At 37.2% G+C, this 23,794-nt stretch carries 17 protein-coding genes; 8 read left to right on the top strand and 9 right to left on the bottom strand.

Going from position 1 to position 23,794, the window contains the following annotated elements:
* From IPP74_09320 to IPP74_09310, 3 genes are read right to left on the bottom strand one after another with little or no spacing between them, the layout of a single operon-like run.
* Nucleotides 1–528, bottom strand: coding sequence for a hypothetical protein (locus IPP74_09320; GenBank protein ID MBL0319467.1), 528 nt, complete (start codon nt 526–528; stop codon nt 1–3).
* Complete coding sequence (locus IPP74_09315) at nt 500–880, bottom strand: rod-binding protein (protein ID MBL0319466.1); 381 nt, start codon at nt 878–880, stop codon at nt 500–502. Before IPP74_09315 ends, IPP74_09320 begins: the two co-directional genes overlap by 29 nt.
* Nucleotide 881: 1 nt before the next feature.
* On the bottom strand, nt 882–1,964 hold the full coding sequence (locus IPP74_09310; protein MBL0319465.1) for a flagellar basal body P-ring protein FlgI: 1,083 nt from the start codon (nt 1,962–1,964) through the stop codon (nt 882–884).
* 220 nt (nt 1,965–2,184) lie between these two features.
* Here IPP74_09310 and IPP74_09305 point away from each other — a divergent pair, with 220 nt between their 5' ends.
* The gene (locus IPP74_09305; protein ID MBL0319464.1) at nt 2,185–2,619 is read left to right on the top strand and encodes a flagellar assembly protein FliX; all 435 of its coding nucleotides are present in this window, start codon (nt 2,185–2,187) and stop codon (nt 2,617–2,619) included.
* Nucleotides 2,620–2,631: 12 nt separating this feature from the next.
* On the opposite strand, the gene IPP74_09300 is transcribed toward IPP74_09305, so the two are convergent.
* From IPP74_09300 to IPP74_09285, 4 genes are all read right to left on the bottom strand, one after another.
* Nucleotides 2,632–3,390, bottom strand: a complete 759-nt coding sequence (locus IPP74_09300; protein MBL0319463.1) for a class D beta-lactamase — start codon at nt 3,388–3,390, stop codon at nt 2,632–2,634.
* Nucleotides 3,383–3,856 carry a GNAT family N-acetyltransferase gene (locus IPP74_09295; protein MBL0319462.1) on the bottom strand — a complete coding sequence of 158 codons (474 nt, stop codon included), beginning with the start codon at nt 3,854–3,856 and terminating at the stop codon, nt 3,383–3,385. Before IPP74_09295 ends, IPP74_09300 begins: the two co-directional genes overlap by 8 nt.
* Nucleotides 3,857–4,254: 398 nt before the next feature.
* The gene (locus IPP74_09290; GenBank protein MBL0319461.1) at nt 4,255–9,105 is read right to left on the bottom strand and encodes a hypothetical protein; all 4,851 of its coding nucleotides are present in this window, start codon (nt 9,103–9,105) and stop codon (nt 4,255–4,257) included.
* Between the two features lie 322 nt (nt 9,106–9,427).
* Nucleotides 9,428–9,724, bottom strand: a complete 297-nt coding sequence (locus tag IPP74_09285; GenBank protein MBL0319460.1) for a transposase — start codon at nt 9,722–9,724, stop codon at nt 9,428–9,430.
* Nucleotides 9,725–9,934: 210 nt separating this feature from the next.
* Here IPP74_09285 and IPP74_09280 point away from each other — a divergent pair, with 210 nt between their 5' ends.
* From IPP74_09280 to IPP74_09250, 7 genes are all read left to right on the top strand, one after another.
* Entirely contained in the window at nt 9,935–10,240 is a 306-nt protein-coding gene (locus IPP74_09280; GenBank protein ID MBL0319459.1) for a nucleotidyltransferase domain-containing protein, read from the top strand.
* On the top strand, nt 10,233–10,700 hold the full coding sequence (locus IPP74_09275; GenBank protein MBL0319458.1) for a hypothetical protein: 468 nt from the start codon (nt 10,233–10,235) through the stop codon (nt 10,698–10,700). The genes IPP74_09280 and IPP74_09275 overlap by 8 nt, the downstream gene beginning before the upstream one ends.
* 224 nt (nt 10,701–10,924) lie before the next feature.
* Nucleotides 10,925–11,149 (top strand): hypothetical protein, encoded by a 225-nt coding sequence (locus tag IPP74_09270; protein ID MBL0319457.1) that lies wholly within the window; start codon nt 10,925–10,927, stop codon nt 11,147–11,149.
* A 283-nt stretch (nt 11,150–11,432) separates the two neighbouring features.
* A complete protein-coding gene (locus IPP74_09265) occupies nt 11,433–13,604 on the top strand; it encodes a hypothetical protein (protein MBL0319456.1) in 2,172 nt (723 codons plus the stop codon).
* Nucleotides 13,605–13,874: 270 nt separating this feature from the next.
* The gene (locus IPP74_09260; protein MBL0319455.1) at nt 13,875–14,405 is read left to right on the top strand and encodes an IS30 family transposase; all 531 of its coding nucleotides are present in this window, start codon (nt 13,875–13,877) and stop codon (nt 14,403–14,405) included.
* Between the two features lie 115 nt (nt 14,406–14,520).
* Nucleotides 14,521–16,506: a hypothetical protein gene (locus IPP74_09255; GenBank protein ID MBL0319454.1), complete on the top strand. Its 1,986-nt coding sequence runs from the start codon at nt 14,521–14,523 to the stop codon at nt 16,504–16,506.
* A gap of 629 nt (nt 16,507–17,135) precedes the next feature.
* Nucleotides 17,136–18,500 (top strand): hypothetical protein, encoded by a 1,365-nt coding sequence (locus IPP74_09250; GenBank protein ID MBL0319453.1) that lies wholly within the window; start codon nt 17,136–17,138, stop codon nt 18,498–18,500.
* A gap of 115 nt (nt 18,501–18,615) precedes the next feature.
* Here IPP74_09250 and IPP74_09245 read toward each other — a convergent pair whose 3' ends face one another.
* Nucleotides 18,616–18,783 (bottom strand): hypothetical protein, encoded by a 168-nt coding sequence (locus IPP74_09245; GenBank protein ID MBL0319452.1) that lies wholly within the window; start codon nt 18,781–18,783, stop codon nt 18,616–18,618.
* Between the two features lie 160 nt (nt 18,784–18,943).
* Nucleotides 18,944–23,707, bottom strand: a complete 4,764-nt coding sequence (locus tag IPP74_09240) for a hypothetical protein (protein MBL0319451.1) — start codon at nt 23,705–23,707, stop codon at nt 18,944–18,946.
* Between the last annotated feature and the right edge of the window lie 87 nt (nt 23,708–23,794).

Raw genomic sequence — 23,794 nt, 5'->3', positions numbered from 1 at the left:
TTAAATATTCTCATCCAGTGATAACGCGAGTTGTGAAAACCAACTCCCTTTATCGGCATCACTTTTCTTCCCAGTACGGCTGTAAGTAGACGTAAGTGGATCGCTTTGAATCATCGCCTTACCTACCAGCCTCATCACGCGTTGCTGCACCAAATGGTGTTTTGTAAGTTCCCTGTGATTTTTATGCAATTCTTCACGGAAGCGCGCTATTAACTGCCGAAGTGCCAATCTTTCAGGGCGAGGATATTCATCTATTACATTAGGTTTGCTACGCAATACATCATTGAATCTGAATAAGATATCTGCCAGTGCTTCTTTTTTAGCCTGTAATGCACGGACCTCCGAGATTTTCATGGCAATCAACGCCTTTGTTTCTTGTTCGAGCAGTTGCGTAAGTGCCATAATCGAACGATATAACTCAGGCAAACTCATCACCATTTCTGGAAAAATTTTCTCCATCGATTGTTGCTGTAACTGCGCTTGGCTCTGCGCTGTGTTCTTAATGACTTTCTTGTGTGCTTTGCTCATGGGGAATCACCTCCTGATGTTTTATAAATTCTTTGGCAACGGCATCGGCAACACCGATACCACCGGCTTTAGTAATAATTTTTCCATATTCGTCTACAAGTAAGGAGCGGAAGGTTTCTTCTCCCTTGCCTCCCCCAAATGTTGGGTCAACATCAATGCCATCAAACATGTGATTTAACATTTCAGCTAAAAAAGTGGCTTCAAAATCCTGAGATGCTTTTTTAATTCTCTCATGCTTATGAGTGCCACTACCATGGGATATTCTTGATTTTAACGAATCAATCGCACCATCGGGCAAAGGTTTTGCGGCTGTTGTTTTCATCAACGATGGGGCAAGGTTAAAGCTACTCATATTAACGTACCTCGATATCGGCTTGCAGAGCACCTGAAGCCTTAATGGTTTGCAAGATGGTAATTAAATCACGTGGAGCAAGTCCAAGAGAATTTAAACCTTTAACTAAATCTTTTAAGGTAGCCCCCCTATCCATCAGCGCCATTTCTGTACCGTGTGGTTCTGTTGCCGTCACCGTACGTTGTTTGCGCAGTTTTTCAGGAAATGGGCCAAGATAATCATAGGAATCTAAATCTTCTACTTTGATAATCAGGTTTCCCTGGGCGACCGCTACGGTATCAATCTTTACATCTTCACCCATCACAATGGTTCCCGAAGCCTCGTCCACCACAATGCGCGCCACTTGATCTGGCGTTATAGGTAAGGTTTCAATACGATCCATAAGTGACATGATCTTACCTTGATAACTTTCTGGTAAAGCGACATTAACCGTACCCGGATCACGCGAGAAGGCAACACTTTGCTGCATCTCCTTATTAATCACATCAGCAATTTGCTTTGAGGTTTTAACATCGGGATTACGCAGTGACAAATTCACTGATTTAAGGCTGTTAAAATCAAAATCAACTTCATTTTCAACAATCGCACCATTGGCGATAAAGCCATTGGTAGGCACCCCTTTACTGACTTTGGTTCCTGAGGTATCATGCACTTCGAATCCGCCAATGGTTACCGACCCTTGAGCTACCGCATATACCTTGCCATCAGCACCAAGCAACGTCGTCGCTAACAGGGTACCTCCCTCCAAACTTTTAGCATCGCCCATCGTGCTGACTTTGATATCAATATGCCCACCTTGGCGTGCAAATGCAGGTAGGCTAGCCGTTACGGTCACGGCAGCAATGTTTTTCGTTTTGAGAGAATTGGTCCCTTTAATATTCACACCCAAGCGTGTAAGGAAATCTTCCAGCTGCTTCTGGGTGAAAAGGGAGTTCTTTAGATTATCACCTGTACCATTTAAACCCACGACCATCCCATAGCCAACTAGCATATTTTCACGAATCCCCTCAACACTAACAATGTCTTTGATGCGAGTGGTTACATTGGCCTGTGCAGGCATCACTAGACCGGCACCAGTACTCATGCACACACTCAGCGTTATTAAAGTTTGAAGCCATTTACGTTTCACAGTTGATCCTCGTTAACAATATCGTTATTGTCCAAGCGAAAATCATGCCAAAAAAATATATCTCTTATAAATCAACCAGTTAATAATTATAACCTGTGCATTCGCAGTTAAGATGGAAAAAATTGCTTCCTGTAAGTAGGCAAAATAGTCTAGACTTGCAAAGGGGGCTATGATTATGCGTGTACAACATTCAACCTTAACATCGAAAGCATCTGATTTAAAACGCCGAGGTGGCGTTGGCAAGGGAGATTTCAGTAAGGAATTATCTGCACAGATGTCGACCAGTGACGCAGAAGAATCTTCTGCTGCTTCACCTGCCCATTATATTAACCCGCTGCTTGCCCTCCAGGAAATCGCTCCTGATGAACGAGGCGCAAAACGTGAGGCGGTAGATCATGGGCAACAATTACTCGAAAAACTTGAGGCGGTAAGATTGGCGTTGCTCAACGGCCATTTAACCTTAGGCCAGATTAAAGAACTCCAGGCTCTACTAAACCGTACACACCTCGCCTTTCAGGATCCCGAACTCGAATCCATTATTGCTGATATTGAACTTAGGGCCGCGGTAGAAGTGGCCAAATTTGAGCAGCGGCGACAAGAGAAGCCATAGGGGGATTGGTATTCATTTTAATTTAAGCATCTCCAACGTAATTTCTTTGGTTCTCAGACCTGAATACACATTATCAATCTTATAATCCGTACCTGGAGCTTGAAGATTGGTTGCAAATACATATTCTTCACCATTTTTAGTCAGATGCCCCACATACCAGCCAATATTGATACCATCAACACTGGCAGAGCCTGTTTTGCCGCTTAATACAGTATTATCAGAGGATTCGAGCACAAGAATCTTTTTAACGGTATCTAACGCATGTTTAGACACTGGCAGTTGGTTGCGATAGAGTTTTGCAAGAAAGGTAATTTGTTCCTTCGGGCTGATTTTCAAGGAACTACTAAGCCAGAACGTGGTAAGCCCTCCAGAAATATCCTGGTTTCCATAGTCTAGTTTTTTCAGGTACTGATGGTAGCGGTTTTCTCCTACTTGTTCTGCGACGCGCTGAAAATACCAGACGACAGAATATTTAACAGCACTGGCCAGAGTATGATCCTGCTCATGCTCTTTGATGGTTTGTTTTCCCCCGTCCCATTTATACAGCGTGTTTTCATCCTTTAATATTCCTGAATCCAGGCCAATCAGACTGTTGGGGATTTTAAAGGTAGAAGCGGGTGAAATTTGCATATCACAGACCGCGCCGCCATAGGTGACTTCATAACGGTCTTTAGTAAGATTATAGAGCAGAAAGCATGCTTGCCTACCACGAAAGCCTTTTGCAATTTCCTCGTCGTGCAACGTCGCAGCATACACATGGGTGTTAGGCATAAGGCTTACCAGATGAAGCACAGACTCCTTCAGGAGAGCCTAATATTTTTCTAAGTTTCTTATGCGGTACAGTATCCTCATCGAACCAATCGCCTTCATCGAGGTATTGGTTTTTAAGGTAAAACGGCATGGAAGTATCCCGTGCATGAAGGTAGATTTCCTTAAAACCCTGCTTTGCCGCATAGCTCTCCGCATAACGCATGATTTCCGTGCCGACACCCTGTCCCTGTAATTTGGCAAGAACTGCCACGCGGCATATTTTCGCTAATCTACTGCTTTCAGGAAAGAGTGCGGCTGTAGCGCATAATTTGCCGTCCTGGTAAGCGGCAATGTGTACCCAGTCCTTTTCAGCAGCAATTTCTTCGTCCGAAAAGCCAATACCAAGGGGTTTACGGAGAATTTCTTCGCGCAGTTCAACTGCTTCGGCATATTCGGGCGTATTGTATTTTATTATTTTGAATTTCATGTGATTTTTTCCTTCACCATACACAATATATGGCTCACTTTTTGGGTGAAAAAACAAGAAAAGGATCCCTGCGCGATGGTACCGAATACAGCACTACCCTTCAAGCTAAAAAGCACAGACGATTTGATTACCAGCCATGCTGGTTTATCTTTGTTAGGAGAATTCTGGCACAGCCTGAATCTTTCGGAGCGATGAGATGGTTTTTTACCTTCTCCTGGCAGTGCCAAAGGGTATATGCCTTCTGACTATATGTTTCCTGTTGTTCTGATGTTGCATGGAGGGGGTCGGAGCCTTGCGGTCTTTATTGACCATCGCGGATTTAGGGTACACGAAGTGGATAAAATCAAAATGAATGTTTCACCTGAGTTAGGCTCTACAGAGCCACAGACATAGAAATTTTAAAAGCCTAACCTGCTATACCCATCATAAAATCTTTCCACTTCCCTTGATTGAAAATTCGCGTTCTGTTGAGGTATGGTTGCGCTAAATTGTTTATTATTTTCATGATGACTCGATTGTGTTGCCTGTTCTGTAATATGCTCATTAATCAAATAACTGATAGTGTTATCCCCAGCACCTTCTGCCTCTTCCTGTACTTGAATGTGGTGATCATTCGTTAATTTGCCATTATCATGCGCTAACATGAATTGAACCGCCGGTACATGTGTTTCATTTATCATATTCAAGAGTGTGTTAAAGTAGTCCTCGCCAGATATGTTTACACCAGCTTCTTTTACAATGAGAATTGCAATATCATTCTGATTATCTCGCAAGGCCGTTTCTAGTGCATTGCTATAATGCATGCTTTGCATGTTATCTTTACCTTTAATTAGGATCGACTTAACAATATCTGGTGTATTTTTATTAATCGCGCCTTCTAGTGCTTTAGCGAAGTCACTGCCGGGTATTTTTTCGTTATAATCCGTAATGAGTAATTGAGTGATATCGTCCCGATTATTGTTGATAGCCATAAGCAGCGCCTGACCGTAATCGTCCTGTTCTAACTTGCCATTGCCCTGTGTTAGGATCAGTTCGAAGATATCCTTATGATTTCGTTTCATCGCTGACTTAAGCGCCTTACTATAATCTTCACTTTTTAATTTGCCATTGCCCTGTGCTAGGATCTGTTCAACGATATCCTTTTGATTTCGGTTGATCGCAGGTGTAAGCACCTTACTATAATCTTCACTTTTTAATTTGCCATTGTCCTGTGTTAGAAGTATTTGAGCAATATCACAATAGCTTCCTTTGACAGCTCCTAGTAATGCTTGCCCCACACATTGATCATTTAATACACTTCCATTATTCATGATGTATTGAACGAATTCTTTCTGGCCCCTCAATGCGCTGTCTACCAATATTTCAGAGAAATGGTTGGTCAGTTTTTTACTCTGATCTACGAGAATAGAATAGGCCATATCTTCCCACCCACAAGTAACCATTGATTTTATAAGATCAAAACACTGTTCACCCGTTAGTTGCTCTTTTACTTTTTCGAAAATGAGCTTAGCAATCGGTTTATTATAATAACTTACAACTCTTTCAAGCGCCCGGTAATAATCATTACCTACTAGTTGTTTGTCGCTTTTTTCTAATATAAATTGAGCTGTTTCGATATTATTACGCCAAGCGGTTATTCCCAGTGCTTCAATATAACTATCGGCATTGAGTTTAGTGTTTTCATTTTCTATGATCAACTGTACGATAGGAACGCTGTTTCGCATGACAGCACCTTTGAATGCTTCCCGGTAGTATTCTTCTGGGATTTCCTTTTCCTTCTCCTTAAGAATGAGTCGAATCATCGATTCATCGGAATTCTTTACAGTGCTTATTAACGCTTCACCAAAGATCCTCGTATCAACTACATGATCGATGATTATCTGTAGGAAAGCGCTAGAGCTTGCACGTGAGGCAGAATCCAGTGCTAAAGTATAACTATGGGCGTTCATCAATTTTGCACAAGGATTACTCATAATCATTCGTGCAATCGTTTCATTGTTGTTATCCACTGCAATTTTAAGCATCTGAGCATGGATATCGGGGGCAATTAATGCATTACGACTATCATTTATAAGCAATTCTGTGATCGCTTCGTTATTTTGGTTTGCGGCAACTATCAAAGCCGAGCCATAAGACTCATTTCTAATGTTGTTGTCCTTATCGAGAATAATACGAATTATCTTTTCATTGCTGTTATTTACGGCAATCTCCAGCGCTCTACTTTTAACTTCTTGGCCATTAAATTGTGTACTGCAATCGTTAATTAACAAACGAACGATACTTTCATTGTCGTTTTCGATAGCCACTTTAAGCTCTTGGCTATAGTCACTGTATATAAATTCTCTACGCCCCACGCTTAGAATAACAGAAACCAAAGTTTCATTATTGTTACTTACAGCAAAGCTCAACGCTTTGCTGAAGTCACTACTCATTATTATATCACGACCTTTAATCATACAATCGGAAACCAACGTTTCATTACTGCGTTTTATAGCGAAATCTAGTATTTGGTTATAGTCGTTAGAATCTAAAATATGACTCCCATGATTGACCATCTGGTTAATGGTTACCATATCACCTGTAGGCAATAATCCAGATAAAAAATATTTACCCCATTTTATATTTTTATTTTGGCTCATTTGAATTTTGAGTGGGTTATCAGAGGATAGTTCATTGGCATTCAATTTATCTATTCCAGATAAGAATGACTCAAATGGATCTTTTGGATCTTTTGGATCTTTTGGATCTTTAAATGTCAACTCGATAAGTTTTATCAAATTAACCTTATAAGAGTCAATTTCATTAGGCTCTGGTATATTCAATTTGTTATGTTCATTTAACTTAAAAACAATATTTAATGCCTTACAGGCGGCCTCTTTCTGCTTTAGGAGCACTTGGTGATCAAAAACATTATCAACCAAATTACCCACTCTTTTTTCCAAAGAGCCTTTATCTTCTTTATAATTATTCAAAAACACTAAATGATTGTTAACAATCATTTCTTGTGCTTCAAAAGAAAGGTCTTTAAACAACCATGGAACCAATGCACTAAACTCACCGATTTTTTTAATTATTAATTGCCTCTTTAAAGCAATAAAGTCTTCTCTTTCCTTCTCTTTCTTCTGTGTAACCTCATACGGCATACTATATTTCATTTCAAAATAATGACCAACAATTAAATCATTAAGTTGCGCTTTTTTCTCTTCCCAATCATTTCCTGGTAATAAATGAAATTTACTTAAATTATATTGAATATTTCTTTTTGCATCCACTATATTTTCTTCACCACAATACTGGATGACACCCATTATTTTATTGCGATTATCATATTTTATACTTGAAAGAAGATGGAGAGACGTTATATAGCGCTCAATTCGTATATCATACAAGGCTTCAGGCGTAAGCGCTTTCAATTTCTCTTGTACCCATGGCTCAGAATGCCAGTCGGGAAATAATTCTTCTTGTATAAACTCGAGGTGTTCCAATGCCTGTTGCTGCTCCTGCTCAAGAGTTAGGGAACGTGCATGACGCAGAATCCGAGCCGTCTCTATGTCGAAATGAGGCTGCCTTTTTTCCTGCCATGGCTGTTGCGCAATATCCGCTTCGATGCTCATGACAGCTAATACGCCGCATTCCCAAGCATCTTTTTGAGCTGGAAAGGGACTTTGGTTAAAACTATTCACTATCGTATAGTTTCTATCCGATGCGATTTTTTGCAACGTGCTGTCTTCTAAACTTTCCTTTGTAGTTGATTCCTGATGGTCATAAATTCGGATTTCGGAGTTCTTTACGTCTACCACCACACCAATATTATGATTTTCATTAATGGCATAAGGGAAAACAAATAAGGATTTATCCTTATAACTTTCAATCGCTGAAATAAGATTTGTTTCCAATTTATTTTCTTGATCTATTTCATGACCTACGAGGACATGCACATCTTTATTTCCTTCGCAGGAAACCTGAAGGGCCTGCATGATATCCGTAATAAAAAACCCACCAATCTCGTTTGTTTTTATTTTTTCCAATTCAAGCGCAAACTCTAAATCACCAAGAAAACTATCTAATGCCACATTTTGGCGAAGATTATGACGAGCCGTATTGAGCACGCTAAATTCGGGTGATTTCTTATATAACGTAATACCAACCTTGATATCTTCAATCGTTGCTCCGTTTACAGCATAGCGAACTTCACCTGTTTCTTCTAAATGTGCTTTAAAAGAAAATGCTTTATGATTGGATGTAAACGAAAATCCATTAAGCAATAGAGCGGTGGTTTCCTGTTTAACATCTTGAGGAAATATCCCGGTTTGCAAGTAACGAGGAAAATTCGTATGTTCCCATACCGTATAACGTGCTGGAATATAAGATATAACCGTTTCACTTTCTAAAGTATGAACTGTAACGTTGAATGATGGATTGTTACGGCGCCTAGCGGCATATTTGCCGGACATTTCATCGACAATAATCCGTACTTTATCGGCATTGATTTCTTGGTTACCGCTATCAACCAACTGATATTCATGAATAATCTCGGGTAATGTCTTATCACGCAATTCTTGGCGTGCTTTAGTTGTTGCTTCGGTATTGGTCAAGAAGCATGGTTGATCGCTAGAACTCAATTGGGATTTCATATCCTTGACTAAAATAGATACACCATTCCAGCTCTCCACTGTTTGATTGATTTTTGCTAAGGTTTCAGCCAGCATTTTGCCATTATTGTTCTGTGCTAAGAATGAAATAACGTGATATCCCACCATTGAACAATTTCGATTATCCCCTTTTTGTTGCAATACAGATGAAGAGCTATGAATCACGCTATCGGGAAATGCTTCGTGTATCGCAAGTGCGATATTAATATTAGGAGCATAATCCTTTCCCCAGGCCTGGGGATCGATGATAAAAGCGTGCATCTTTCCTTCAACCATACGAAGGTAGAGAGGAATAGAATGGATGTACGGTCTAATCGTAATAAAGCATTCGCCATCTTCGTTCTCTAAATCCGCTTTAATTCCGGCTAATAAACATCTTAAATCTTCCGTACCACCTAAGAAATAACAATGCTGTAATTGATAATCGTCCTTTATGCTCTTATAAAGAACAGCCAATTGGTCATGTTCTAAGGCTAAGTCAGCATCCCTGCGCCCTAAGTGATTTATTTGCTGCGCTTTTAACCATTTAATATAAACAGAATTTATTTCACTGGATTCATTTGTGGTTCGTTCAACTATTGTTGTTTCATTTTTCATGCTAATTACCATTATCTACACAACAGCATTTTATAGTAAAACAGCCATATTGTACATTTTAATTATATGAAATTTTTGTTAAATACTTAATAGATAAGAAATTTACTTAAAAACATTCTAACTAGTCTCGCCTAAAAAACCCATTTTTTGTTTTAATTTAGCAATATGCCCGCTCCTGAGGTTTTATTTTCATCCACCATTGCAGGGTAAAAATGAGCCATAAAATAACCTTGAGTATCTTTCTGAGGTTAAAGCCAACTGCCATGGCCATCGCATTCATTTTATCACCCATTATTCCCTTCAGGAAGTTGCGATGACCCACTCATATTTCTTGTGGGCATTGCCCTTGCCAATACGGATTTTCTTCCCAACGCTCACAAACCGTCTCGTCAGAAACACCCTCAATCTCACGCAATAAAAATAAACCGCACATTAGGCGTATCGAATAACCAGGGCGACCATTATCAGCACAATAATACTGACGGTAAAACGACTCAAGCCCAGACCAATCAACCAAACCACACAAACGTACTAAACGGTGACTCAGAAATATCATAGTGTCTAAGCGGCTGCGAAATAAATCTTCTTGACCACTCAATACCGGATTTGACTGCAACATTTTAACCACCTTTCCATGCCAAAACACAACTTTCTGGCGATTCCATACCACAGGTTTTCAATTATCTAAATTATAATTCAACGGGTTAGGTGGTTTTTTAGAGGTGACTAAGTAGAAAGCTCTCAAGATGATGACACCACCATTTTAAGAATTCTAGATTTTATTGTGGTGGCCTTGAATCTGAATCCTAATAGTCTATAATAACAAGCTATGCGTTTAACAGAAAAAGAAATCAAGGCAATTTGTGAGGCCTTCCGTGAGCATTTTGCTCCTGGGGATAAATTATATTTATTTGGTTCACGTGTGGATGATAGCAAGCGCGGTGGTGATATTGATTTATTTATTCAAACACACGAAACTGATTATGACATTACATTTCAAAACAAAATTCGATTCACGGTTGACTTAAAAATACGCATCGGCGATCAGAAAATTGATGTTGTCATCCAGTCACCAGGGCGCAACTTACCTATTTATGATGAAGCATTAAAAACGGGAATAGTGTTATATGAATAAATCAGACATTATAAAATCACATGTTGATATATGTGATAAGCATGCTAAACGCTTATCTTTTGCACTTGAGCAAATTCAGCATCTTATTCCTTTTAACGAAAACACGATCGAATCTGCGACTCTAAATGAAGTCAATTATATAGAAATTATGACGAACCGATTCGAGAAATTATCAACTACGATTGGCGAAAAAATATTTCCCGCATTATTAGAGCTGATGCAAGAAGATATCAAAGGCTTATCCATGATTGATAGGCTGAATAAATTAGAAAAACTATATGTGATTGAGAGTGTGGAGTGGTGGAAAAATATTAGGGAGACTAGGAATTCTGTAGCCCACGATTATCCGGACCATTCGGTGGAGATGGCAAACGCCCTTAATTCATGCGCAATAATGTCGAAGGAGCTCTTATCATTTTGGCAGAAGCTTAGAGGGAGGCTCTTACCATTCCTTGGCTAAATGAACCTTATTGGTTGAGCGTTCTTTGATATCGTAGTTCGGTTTTAGGGATACGAATACCATTAATGGCGATAGTCTATTTGCTGGTTATGATAAAGCTGCTATTGGTGCGATAGTTATGTCTATCGGTGCTGTCGCTGCCAACGAAATAAGCGATACTTATAAGGCGGATGATATATCAAAAGCCACCCAATTATTAGCCCATGCTGCGCTTGGCTGTGGTTATGACGGCCCTTGGAAGTAATTGTGATATCGGCGCATTACGTGGGGTCACAGGCGGTAAGAATTTTAGTAAGAAAACAAAGGATCTTACCAAAGAAGAGTCGAGACTGGCTAATAATGGAGTTGAAAATGCTCCCCTAGAAAACCTTGAGAAGCTCGCCTATGGCTCACATTTTAGGTTTTTAGGAGATAACAAACCAAGTATGGGGGTAATGGTATCAACTTAATGCCATTGCCACTTACAGTGGGGTGATAAATTTTCCTCTTTACAAAATCACTTCTGCATCATCAATCAAATTAACCATAAAGACTCTACGATTGGGCAATCTGAAGAAATTTTCAATGTCACAGGCTCGACACGACAGAAAGTCGTGGACTTTTGCAAGTGACTCAGAAAATAAAAAACAATGATTTTATTTATATAATGATATTTACTTTTTTATCCTAACATCATATTATTAAAATTAGACTGGATAAAATGAATGAATCTAAATAGAACTGGAATGAATTATGTTTTCAAAAATCCTAAAAAAAAGAACAAATATAAAAATAGATAAAATATTAGCAGACGCAACTCAAGGGAATTTTACACTAATAAGCAAAAAACCTGACTTGATGAAAAAGATGGATAATAAGCAATTATATGCTTTGCTTAATGCTTCAATTAGCCATGGTAATACAGATATTATTTGCTCTATTTTTAGTCACGAATATATTGCTAGATGCTATGAAATAGGCTCTTTGGAAGAAAGTGTGGGTAATTTGGTTGATGATGTTTTTGATCACCCAGTGCTCCTAAAGCAGAAAGACGATGCCTGTAATGCATTAAATATTGTTTTGCAGTTGAATGAACATGAGAAATTGAATAGACCAAAGTCCAATAAATTAGCCCATTATAAGATTGATTTGATAAAACATATCAAGTCGAGATTTCCTGATTCAGAAGATCCATTTATGTCATTCTTGTCTGAAATAGATAAATTGGATGCCAATGTACTCCCCTCTGAGAACCCACTCAAAATTCAAACGGACCAACTAAATAAATTTTCTTTCAATAAAACTGAAACTGAAAGGTTATTTAATGCTATTTTTAATAACATTAAAGAGACCGTTGACGTTATAAAAATCATTAATGAATGGCCATTTCCCATGGATATTATCTTTTCCATTGCACTTGAATGCAAAAGATTTGATATATTGCCTCACATAATCAATGATATATCTTCTACAACCATAGAACTTGCAGCCAACAGAATCTGCGAATGTATGAAGAACGATAATTATGATTTAGCTGTTCAAGTTTTAGAGAATGCAGCTCAAACATATATGAATGATAAGCATCAGCTTAAGAAAATCAATACATTAGATATTGATCTAAAAAAGGTAACGATGGAAGTCATGTTGAATTTTCTTGATGAGAACTATACCAGTTTTAGTGAATTTGAGAAAAGAACAGTTGGTTCTGGTATAATTATATTTATTTTAAAATATTATAAAAGTGAATTTAATGAAGCAATTTCAGACAAAGAATACATTAAATATGCACGTAATTGTGTATCTACGGACAATTATTTATTGCTGGAATCGATAATAGATAAATGCGGTCTATCATTTTTAAATCAAATTTCATTAGATCTTATCAATAAAGATAGTACCATCACTAAATATAATACTAATAGTCCTTATCCTTATATTTTTCTAAAAAGCAGCCAGTTTGAGAACATTTTATCTATAATTGAGAAGGATAAATTAAATGTTGACTTAAAAGTGATGATGGCTTACGGAATGGATATGTATCGAATATTACATGATCTACCCCGTGAAACGTCTACTTATAATGGTTTAAGAGAGAAATCCTTTTATAAAGATAATAAAATATTCAGTTCCAACGGAGAAATAGTTCACTATGCAGAAAATGTCGAAGACAATATAAAGATTTTGCATAATTGGGGAGTGGAATGTTTAGAGGAAAATAAAGAATTACTAGAACAAATTATGCCTCAAACGCCGGCTGTAAAAAGCGCTAAAAAAACTGGGGATAGAGAAACATCAGAACCCACATCCGTCATGCCACGACCAACCACAGAAAGGGTTTCTTGTAATATTTCAAGTTCTGATATGAATGGTCATGTCGACATTATAGAAGAGATTATTGAAGAGAAAGAAGAGGATTTGCCTTCATTGTTGGAGAACGCGATTAAAACTTTCAATTTCAAATCAACTAAAAAACTTATAAGTAAAATCGAAAACAAACCATCTTTACTAAATAAGACTTTATATGATGTAGTCCTGAATGCATGCCAATTTAAGCAAAACAACAAACAGAATGTAAACCTTATAAAACAACTCATTAAAAAAGGAGCAGATATCAATCAAAAAGATCAGGATGGCTATAATTTGATTGATATCGCAATTAAGCACAGAAATACTAGCGTAGCAAAAGCATTCGTAAAAAAGGGCGTACCAATTACAGAGGGAATAATCAATATGGCTGGGAAGTATGAATGTCCAAACCTAAAAAAATGGCTTCAAAACTATCAGCAAGAAACCTCTAATGTAGTTGAGAATATAAACCCAAACAACAATGGACCAGTTAATGCATCCAATGACAATGTAAACTCAGTACAGGAAAGACGTTATTCTGCGGGCAACCATAAACCAACAGGACCTGGCCTGTTCTAAAATGAAGTGCAACACCTTATGATGTTTGTTGTCAAAACAGATAATCAAAAAGATGTTGCGTATGAAAAGATATAACCATTTAAGTTATGATGAAAGAGTAAAGATATCTCAGCTGAAGCATGGTCAAACCGAGCTAAAATCCATTTGTCATGAAACCATCTACCACTGGATTTATCGGGGTTCCAGACGAAAAGAAAAAATCTGGAAGTTCCTGCCACGGCATAAAGCAAAGCGGGACTAAGGAAATCTAAAGGGGCTGGTGCTTCACGTATACCAAACAGAGTCTCTATCCATCAACGGCCCAAGCACATTGATAAGCGGACAACATTTGGTCACTGGGAAGGCGATTTGATGAGCTTCTGTAAGGGCTCTCAACCTATTCTGGTTCTCAGGGAAAGACAGACCATGTTTACCCTCAGCAAGCAATTGCCCAGTAAAAAGGCCGATGACGTTGCAAACGCAATCCTTAACCTGCTAACCAAAATACCTCAAAAAGCACGCAAGCCGTTGACTTTGGATAATGGTGGTGAATTTACCCGTCACCAGTTATGGGGTAAAGCACTGGACATCAAAACCTTCTTCTGCGCCCCATATGCATCATGGCAAAAGGGCGGCGTCGAGAATACCAATGGAAGACTGCGAAGAGACTTACCCAGAAAAACGAACATTCACACATACAACAAGGAGGATTTCAATGAAACCATGGATAACGATAACCTAACACCACGCAAAAAACTCAATTGGATAACTCCAAATGAGGCCTTCCTAGAAAAATGTCAGAGGTTTGCGCCTCAAACTTGAACTATACTATCAAAAGATGAATACCCACAATATAATTAATTAAAAATTTTAATTTACTATATCTATTTAATGATATATCGTACTCATACTATTTCAATCAATTTGAGTCCATCACATGAAAGAGAATACTATTAGAATTTTAAGCGAACTTATTACAAAACAATCCGAATTTCTACAAGACCTTATCGAGAAGAACCAAAAGGAAAACAATTTGGACCAATCTATTATAGGTCTCTATGATTATGCTTTTATGCTGCAACAAGAAGATATGAATTATATTCAAGCAGCAGATTTAATAGAAAGTACACGGGAATCTATTAAAAATTCTCTACATAATAAAAATGAAGGTGATTATGAACACTATGTGACAAATAGGTGTCTAAAGAATTTATACGGCAAAGAGTTACGTATCATAGAAGATTGGGAAAACAATCGCTGTTCATTGGCAGATATTATTAAATATTTTGCCTTAAAACGATTTGAGCTTCTTGATGACGTTCGATGGAATGGCGACCAATTCAGTATCATGAAACAAAATAAGAAAAACCATTCAAAAGCTGAATATCTTAAAAAAAAATTATATGCTGACTATACAGATACAAATCCTAGCCATTTTGAATCCCACACACTTAAAGCTCAGCAGAAAATTCGTCAAATGAATGACAGGTATGAATCTTATAGCAAAGCATTGATAGAGCTCTATCAATACTGGATAACACCTGAGGGCCAAGCAGAGACTAATATTAACCTTAATACACATGAGCAGCAGCCATATAAAGATGAAATTAGAGATTTCTATAGTGATGCACCATTACATGATATATTCAAAGCACTTGTTTCACTTCATGAGAACTTCACAGGTGAAAAAGACTCAATAGATTATGCTTATATTGCGGCAAGAAGAACATCAGATTGGTTCTTTTTTGATTATTATATCAAATTGCAGCCAAATACCTTTACGACACAGAACGAATTATCAACAATAAAGAATCCCGAGCCCTTGCCTTCCTTCCCTATGATGGAGACAATGATTAAAGACGCCGAACTCCAAAACCATCATAACGTTGAAACAAATGAAACACGGGTACTTCAACAACAAAAGCAGGAGAAAAAAAGACTAAAGAGGCAAAAATATAGGCAAAGACAAAAAATTAAAAAAAATCTTTCCAATCAGGCCGAAGAGCAAATAAAGGTAAACGACGATCCGTCTTCTCCCCTTATCTCTCCTGCTAATATCGCTATATCCGTAAAAAATGTTAGCTCAGAAATCATACCTATTAAAAAAGAGGAGTCACCCCAAGTTCATGCTTCAGAAATCATCATAGAGGAGCAGAATATGGAAGTGCCATCAGCTTCGGCTCATGATAATATTAACGATTTTAATATTAATGAAGGTCACAATACATATCTAAATCAAAACGAAGAACGGAAAAGCGATACTGATTCCAGAAGTTATAAAGCTATAATCAAGAATCGCACTCAGAAAGAGAGTCACCAAAAGGACCATCCTTCCGTATTGAATAAACCAGAAAAAATCTGGATCAACCGTGTACCCATACCGAATAGAATGATCGATACATTATCTAGAATATGGGATCCTTCCCAGTATCAAACTGTTACTTATAGGGAATTCGCACAAGTATGGGAACGCCTTAACGAGGAGTTGAGAGATAAGGAAAAAACCGGCAGTTCGCACAAAGAATTAAAGAATACCAAGGGAAATTCAGTGGTAAGTAAATACACTTCTATAAATGAAAAAATAGATAGTTTGCACAAAGCATCAAAGAATGCAAAAGGAAATTTAGTGGTAACTCAATACAATTATATAAATGAAAAAACCGGTAGTTCGCACAAAGAATTAAAGAATGCCAAAGGAAATTTAGTGGAAAGTGAATACAATTATATAAATGAAAAAACCGGTAGTTCGCACAAAGCATTAAAGAATGCTGAAGGAAAAATAGTAGGAGGCATATTCGCTCATGGCAATAACACCACTTACGGACCAAGAAGCATTCGTCATATGCGTATTGCTTTGGAATCTATAGGATATAACACAGAAACTGTTCGTAATTTATCACGTTCCGCTATCCAGACTATTTAAAAAACTGTGGTAAGTTAGAAATGACCCGTTTCTAAGGGAGGCTCAATGAGTGCTTGAACCTTTTTACTTATTGCCATTTTATGTTTCCTTTGTCTGTATGACAAAGGAAACATCCTATATGTGTTTGCGCTTTAAACTTGAACTATACTATCAAAAGCTGAATACCCACAATATAATTAATTAAAAATTCTAATTTACTATATATCTTTAATGATATATCATACTTATACTATTTCAATCAATTTGAGTCCATCACATGAAGGAGAATACTATTAGAATTTTAAATAAACTTATTACAAAACAATCCGAAGTACTACAAGACCTTGTCGAGAAGAAACAAAAGGAAAACGATTTGGAAAAATATATTATATCTTACTATAATAATGCTTTTATATCGCAATAATAGGAAAAAATTCAGCTTGAATTGTATGCCAGTATTCTGATAATCTCGCACTCGTAGATACTCTTTCTCTTGTGTATTTGGGTAATTGTATTTGTCGGAGGGGCTTCCTTTTTCATGTTTTTAGATAAAATCCTGCTTTTCCCCTTAGTTTAAGACTTTTGAAATTGCCTCAACAAAGTTTTTCTTAGATCAACATAGGTTTTAATAAATAAAAATACTGGGTGTTATGAAAAATAGAACATTAATCATGGAAGAAATGTGGGAAAAAATGCAGGCCTCATCAGATAACCTATTTGATGAATATCCTAATCTTAACTACCAGGCATTTGCTCATATTTTATATAAAAAATGCGATATTATCGATGTTGTCATTCAAAAATTTGCATCCGATACTCAATTATATTCACGAGAACAACTGAGCGATCTTAAAGACAGTATAAGAAACCACATACCAGCCCTTTTTGAATTTTCCAGAGTGAAAGCCAGAAATGAAGAAATAAAACTAGCATGCGCCCCAGACGTTAAAAATGATTCACTAAGAAAACACATTAGAATTATATACAGGCATTTTGATAATGCAGACAAGCTTAATAGGTATTTTATTGAAAATAAAATACCAAAAAGCATCGTACAATTTTTGAATCATTTTAACATTCAAGACAAAGAAACACTCCATCATAGAATTGTTGACAACATATACAGATATCTTCATGATAGTTTAGCCGAATCTATATGTACATTAGCTAAAATTGAGAGAACTAAATTAGAGGGCAACGAAATACTCTACCGGGGAATTAACACGTCCCTCGATGAACAGATAATTCAAGAAAATCTTGCATTTACACATATACCTCATGGTAGGGACGGCAACTATGGATGGTTTAAGTTTAAAATCAACACCGCGTGGCTTCCCGCGGAACGAAATAGTATTGGGACATCAACCTCCTTTGATTTGGATGTTGCAATCCGGTTTGCATTAAAAGACAGAACCCAGGAAAATCAGCCTAGATCAGGCTGGATATATGAAATCCATCCTCCAAAATATGCACGGGCTGTTAATTTAGCCGATTATGCATTTGGCGGAATCAAGTGGCAAGAATTAACGTTTCCTTCTCTTCGAACGCAATGGATATATGCAGCCTATCGCCTCTCAAGCCCGGATGGAAAGCAATTTACATTTACCCATAAAATTGAGAATCCATATTATTCACATTTGCTAGAAAGGCATACTGAATCAAACTTATCAAAAATGTATACCTTATCTGTCAAACATCCTGATGCATTAATGCAAAAGAGAACAGGACCACTAGAGAGTGCTAAATATCACATCCAATTAGGAAGCCATTTATTGGGTATGCATCCCCGATTATCCGCGGTATATTGTATTAAACATCAGGAAAGTGACCAGGCTTTTGACTCTCTTCGTATCAAGAGGCAAAACCCTGATTGTCTAAAGAGGCAAAACCCTGATTGTCTAAATAGGCCAAATAATACATCTATTTTGAGGCCGCAATTTAAATCACACCAAGATTTTGTGAAAAAATCTGCTTCTTCTACCAATGTCTACTCCCAACATGTACCTCAATCATGAACGTAATGTGGTTTCTCGTCAGCGAGGTTCATAATCGGCCACAAACTGTTCCTGCGCCGAAGAATTGGCTTTTGCAGTTGGTTTAGCCAGGCTTTAAACATACCCGTTACCTTGACTAATCACGGCCTTCTGGAATATAAAGTTTTTTACTGAATTTGTCCGATAAAACGTAATAAGGTGTTCTTGTTGTGTTTGGTTCCTTTGGGTATTGGGGAGCATAGCCTTCTTGTTTTAATTCCATGTCATTTACAAGAGGTTTGGCTGCCATGTAGCGATTTGCCATGTAAAGCGCATGTTTACTCAGCCTCACCTAACTCTGACGCAAACCTATTCCCAGCTTTTCCGCTTCCTTTACCAAGGGGTGACGAGCTAGAGTCACATAAGTAGCAGTAAGCTTATTGCTTCACATTGCCATACTATTTTAGCAGGAGTTGGCGATTTGCTTAAATCACACCTGGTGTCCTCAGCGACATGCTGCGCATTACCTTCTCCACAAAGCCACCTGTAGGTTTTTCAGGCGTATGACCTTCTGTCGAAAGTATTTTTTCTAACTTATCATACCATTTATACTTTAGACTAAGCGCACTCACATAGCATTTTGATTCTGGAAATTGGACGCTATTAGCTTCTTGGAATTTAACTATCTGTTTAAGCTTCTCAACGTGTTCACCATCAAAACCAATGTATCTTGCTTCTTTGCCTTCATCTACTTGTTTAAGTTCCTCAACTAATTCCTCATCGAATTCAGCAAAACCAAATTCTGTATATTTCATCCATGAGTTTAGTTTAAATTTATATGGAATCAAATAAACTCCTGGATAGCATAGAGAATGTTTTTCTAAGTCATATAAAGAATTATCATCTAGAAACTCTGAAATATCATTTATAAATGAAACTCTTTTATCACAAAAACTTGCGATGGCCTTGATAGCAAATACGGCACCTGATGTTTTTGTGGTTTCGAAATCGTCATCATTAATGACCATAATGCTATCATCGAAAGACGCTTTCAATTGACTTACCCAACTTGTCAAATCGTGCAATTGATGGATTGAAACACAGTCGGGATCCTGTATAATAATCATGGTTAAGCTTTCACATTTTTTAATGTAAACGGCAACACTTCTATGCTGCTCACAATAGACAATTTTTGCATCCTCGCCTTCCTTCAATTGAAGATTAGAAACTAACTCTTTCAATTGCTCTTTACCTTCAATAACAAAAATATTATTCGTATCATAATTTATATCAGATTGTTTATTAATCACTAATTTGTGATGCAATAACAGGGCTACTGCCTCTTTGGTTAAGGCATATTCACCATCACGCTGGCGATTGTCAGCAGTCATAAAACTTCCTAGCTCAACCAGAGGGTTAGCTTTATCCGTTTGCAGCAATGCGTGGGTAATAGGATGTTGCTGCCAGAATTCTTTCCGATCTACACGAGTGATTTCTTCAGTCACTTGCTTATAGGTATAGACTTGCTCAACTCCTTTGATGAGAGTCCATTGATCCACTGTACATGGAACGTTTGAATGATCCGTTTCTAACACAGAAGACAAAACATACTGATCCTCTGAATCATAATTAAATTGATTCTCAGTTGGCAATATTTCAGGGTCATTGGTGATTAACATAGAGTGTGTCCGCGGGGTGTTGCTATGCACGCCTGCCAGTACACGCTGGATTGGTCGTCCCGGGGATGTCTCATAACCTAAACATTCCTGTGCAAGCTGTTGGAAACCCTCAATCCAATGTTGATTCATACGGGGTAATCGCGATTCAATAGAATCGAACACCAGATTCCCTTTCTCAGAAATCCAGCTAAATGCAGACGTATAAATTTTGTCGGTGTACAGATTTGGTTTTTTACCTCTTTGCTTATAAATACTATAAAGCGCTCCTATTTCAGACGTCATACTGAACACAGCAGCTCGATGACCGCCATGCACATATCGTTTTCCAGTCGCATTTTGGCAGCATTTAAGAAGGATGCCTATAATCAATCCACGTGGATCATCTTTGGGTGTTTTTGTAAGATAATATCCTGGCTTACCGAATTTTTTTCCATCGATTACGTTGTTGGGTAATCTATCGTTTGGGACACGTTGCTTGTAATAATCTATTAACTCTTTAAATTGGCTGGCATCAACTCCATTTTCAAAACATAAAACAGCAAATGCAAACAGGCGGTTATCCAGAGTTATGGATGGTGCATAATAATGCCTGACTACGACCTCCAGTAAAGACTCATAACTAACTTGTTGTGCTAAATAGGGGCGTTTTTTACTAGAATGCCATTTTTTGGCCTTTTGACCGTAACGCTGGGTATTCTCCTTGGATAACTTTTCCTCTTTAGCCTCCTCAGTGGGGCTGGCTTTGTTTGCTCTTTCTAATAACTTACTCTGATGCATTTGAGCAAGTTTTTCCCGTGTTTCTTGGCTAGCTTTCATCACTTGTTCTAACTGCGGAGCGTATTGAAGTAATCGAATCATTTTTTGAGGATGCTTGGAATCAAGCACTAACTTAGCCCAAGTCTCCCGATTCCAGGTCGTATCATTTTCTCTTTTCTTTGGGAAATCAAATGCAAAAAACTGTTCATTCCAATGAGCATCTTCATAATTTTTGTTCGATTTAACTTTATTTAAAAATAGCTGGACGATGTCAAAGGTACCAAACACATGAATCAAAGAAAAACTATTATAAAGTGTATCGGCTCCAGCTGGATCATGAAGGTAAGTATCTCTAAACCAGTATAATGTTTTCCTAAATTCATCTGGATTAATAGCAGAATTTGCTTTAACGCCGTCAAAGAGAAGATCAAGCTTTTTTAAAGCTTGGGAGGTTGATAATGCATCGAGCACTTTATTATCGGCGAACAGTTCCTTTAAAAATAAGTGACGATCCGGCATACGAGCTGAAAAAGAAATACCATACATCGTAGCAAGCAGAGGGATGACATCCAAATTTCTATCAATACAGGCAGTAAAACAATCTCTGAGAAATTGCCTATGCTTGAAATAAACATCCCGCACATGAGCAATATTTGTACCCGTTTGATTCTCTGAGCTGCCTGGCTGAGGAACCAGACTTACCCAATACTTATTTAAAACCTCTAACTGTTTAATTTGATCATTAAAGAATAAAGTTGGTTTATGCATAACTGGATATGCTTTTTCATAGAAAGATACAAAAAGTTCCACGTCTTTCATAAAAATTGCAGCATTCATTTTTTCAGACCAGCTTAATGAATTCGTATTGCAAGTAAATATTTCTGGAGATATCGCATATAGTTTTTTAAATAAGGCAACACATTGAGGGCGATTTTTGCTTATAGAATAGAAGCTTCTTTTTAAAGAGTGCGAATTAATATCAGGCAATTGCAATTTTTCCACTACATTGTCAGCAATTTCTTCAAAAAGAAGTAGGTTGTGTTCTCCTGGAACAAATGTATCAATCATTTCTGAAATGAGATTACAGTGCTCTATTCTTAAACCATCTTTGAATAAGATCTTAAATAGATCATCATTTTTGATCTCAAATAAAGCCATAGCTTCTGCGATATGATGAAATTGTCCTTCACGTATAATTTTTTCAAATAGAGCAATTTGATGATGCGCATCTGGTGGTCTATGAGCCTCATTAATCATGATAGAACAAAACTGTAAAAGCGAAGTAATGCTCATTGATACTTTCTTACTGGCAGCTATTTTATAAAGCCAATCAAGCTTGACGCCTCCAGTTAGTAAGTGCTTGAGTATAGTAATCTGTTGATCTATAAATAATCCCTCAATTAATTGCGTGTCTATTTCTAAATCAAAATCATCTATTCTTTTTGAGAATGACAGCAAATAATCAACATTATTAATTGTTTTACTACGAAGAGCGACATAAATCGCATTCTGTAAGGTGTGCTCAATAGGCATAAAATACTCAGGATAGGATTCCCTTAACGTCATTTTCCAATGGATTTCTTCGCTCCATTCATCACGAAAGCTTTTTTTCCATACTTGATCATTAGCGGCATATTGATTAAATAACCAAGGCAACACCTCGGGATTTTCATTGGCCGCTGCCCTGCAAATATACGAATCTGAGATACTGGCCTGGTTTTGCTTTAATACCGTATCAATTTCGTCTACTAAACCGTATTGACAGACTCTTACTATAACTTCTTCACGCTCAGAAGATATTAGCGGTTCTAAAATAAGTTTCTTTAGCTTAGCTCTCGCAGCAGCAATATTTTTACTCAGACCAGATAAAACTTCTTCATGATCATCCAGTCGGCCTCGCCTGTTTTTACAAAGCACTATAGCATCATGGCCGCTTTTTATTTCTTTATAAATATTTTCTATAATATCGTATTGTTTTTGATATAAGCCAATTATAGATTCAAGGAGAAGTGTTATTTTATCATTCTTATTATTTCTGCATTGTTGATATTCTATTTCAAGAAACTGCTTTAATTCTGTTGATACTGGTGTGCGATGTTCCCGTATTTCTTGATAGATTTTTTTTAAAAAAATAGTAAAGTTTTGTTGTATTGAAGAATTAAGGCCATCTCTGGATGCGGAAGAAAAAGAAAGAAACAATTCCATTGAAAAGGTAGAATGTTTAATAATTGTTTCAAAAAGAAGCGAATCAATTCGTAAAATGGTCTTGATGTTTTTTTCTTGTTGCTTGGATTTCGCCGTCCATTCATTTTCATCGTCGATATCTAATATCAGTACTTCCATATCTGGATATAAATTAATGTTTGGCTTGTAGTCTTCAATATGCTGACAAAAAGCAGATATAAGAGGGATACTAACTGGTTCGTTTTTCAAGATCGCCTGAAGAATAGAACTATAGATTTTATCTTTTTCCTGTATATGACTAAGACAGGAATGAGGAGCTAATAATAATGAAAGCAGCGTGTCTAATTTTTCTTTTGGTAGTTTGTCTGCTTCATTTAGGACTAAATTGATATCATCGGCAGAAACATTTATTTTGTCACATGTCAGAAACGCCTCAATAAAAGGCCTATTAAAGGGATTAACAAGAATAGATAAAAGAAGTTTATTATCCTTATTAATCCACAAATGCAAGTTGCGCTCAAACTCAGGTAACAAGGTTCGAATTTCACTTGAACCATGCAAAAGTGATTCTTGTGCCTTTTCTGCGATTATAATAATATTTTTGTTAGTATTATTTGGTGATGATTTCATGTTACCGGCTGCCTTTCGTTAACAGATTATTAAAAAACGAAATACTTATAATAAAAACATAATAACTACTTTTTTCTTTCTATTATC

Source organism: Alphaproteobacteria bacterium (assembly GCA_016722515.1).
In the GTDB taxonomy this organism is placed as follows: domain Bacteria; phylum Pseudomonadota; class Alphaproteobacteria; order Rickettsiales; family JADKJE01; genus JADKJE01.
This window is presented reverse-complemented; position numbering and strand designations above follow the sequence as displayed.

Coding starts and splice junctions, on each gene's coding strand:
- IPP74_09315 (MBL0319466.1), bottom strand. CDS start 880: ATGAGTAGCTTTAACCTTGCCCCATCGTTGATGAAAACAACAGCCGCA.
- IPP74_09310 (MBL0319465.1), bottom strand. CDS start 1,964: ATGAGTACTGGTGCCGGTCTAGTGATGCCTGCACAGGCCAATGTAACC.
- IPP74_09305 (MBL0319464.1), top strand. CDS start 2,185: ATGCGTGTACAACATTCAACCTTAACATCGAAAGCATCTGATTTAAAA.
- IPP74_09275 (MBL0319458.1), top strand. CDS start 10,233: ATGAATAAATCAGACATTATAAAATCACATGTTGATATATGTGATAAG.
- IPP74_09255 (MBL0319454.1), top strand. CDS start 14,521: ATGAAAGAGAATACTATTAGAATTTTAAGCGAACTTATTACAAAACAA.
- IPP74_09300 (MBL0319463.1), bottom strand. CDS start 3,390: ATGCCTAACACCCATGTGTATGCTGCGACGTTGCACGACGAGGAAATT.
- IPP74_09250 (MBL0319453.1), top strand. CDS start 17,136: ATGAAAAATAGAACATTAATCATGGAAGAAATGTGGGAAAAAATGCAG.
- IPP74_09270 (MBL0319457.1), top strand. CDS start 10,925: ATGACGGCCCTTGGAAGTAATTGTGATATCGGCGCATTACGTGGGGTC.
- IPP74_09320 (MBL0319467.1), bottom strand. CDS start 528: ATGAGCAAAGCACACAAGAAAGTCATTAAGAACACAGCGCAGAGCCAA.
- IPP74_09285 (MBL0319460.1), bottom strand. CDS start 9,724: ATGTTGCAGTCAAATCCGGTATTGAGTGGTCAAGAAGATTTATTTCGC.
- IPP74_09290 (MBL0319461.1), bottom strand. CDS start 9,105: ATGAAAAATGAAACAACAATAGTTGAACGAACCACAAATGAATCCAGT.
- IPP74_09240 (MBL0319451.1), bottom strand. CDS start 23,707: ATGAAATCATCACCAAATAATACTAACAAAAATATTATTATAATCGCA.
- IPP74_09265 (MBL0319456.1), top strand. CDS start 11,433: ATGTTTTCAAAAATCCTAAAAAAAAGAACAAATATAAAAATAGATAAA.
- IPP74_09295 (MBL0319462.1), bottom strand. CDS start 3,856: ATGAAATTCAAAATAATAAAATACAATACGCCCGAATATGCCGAAGCA.
- IPP74_09280 (MBL0319459.1), top strand. CDS start 9,935: ATGCGTTTAACAGAAAAAGAAATCAAGGCAATTTGTGAGGCCTTCCGT.
- IPP74_09245 (MBL0319452.1), bottom strand. CDS start 18,783: ATGGCAAATCGCTACATGGCAGCCAAACCTCTTGTAAATGACATGGAA.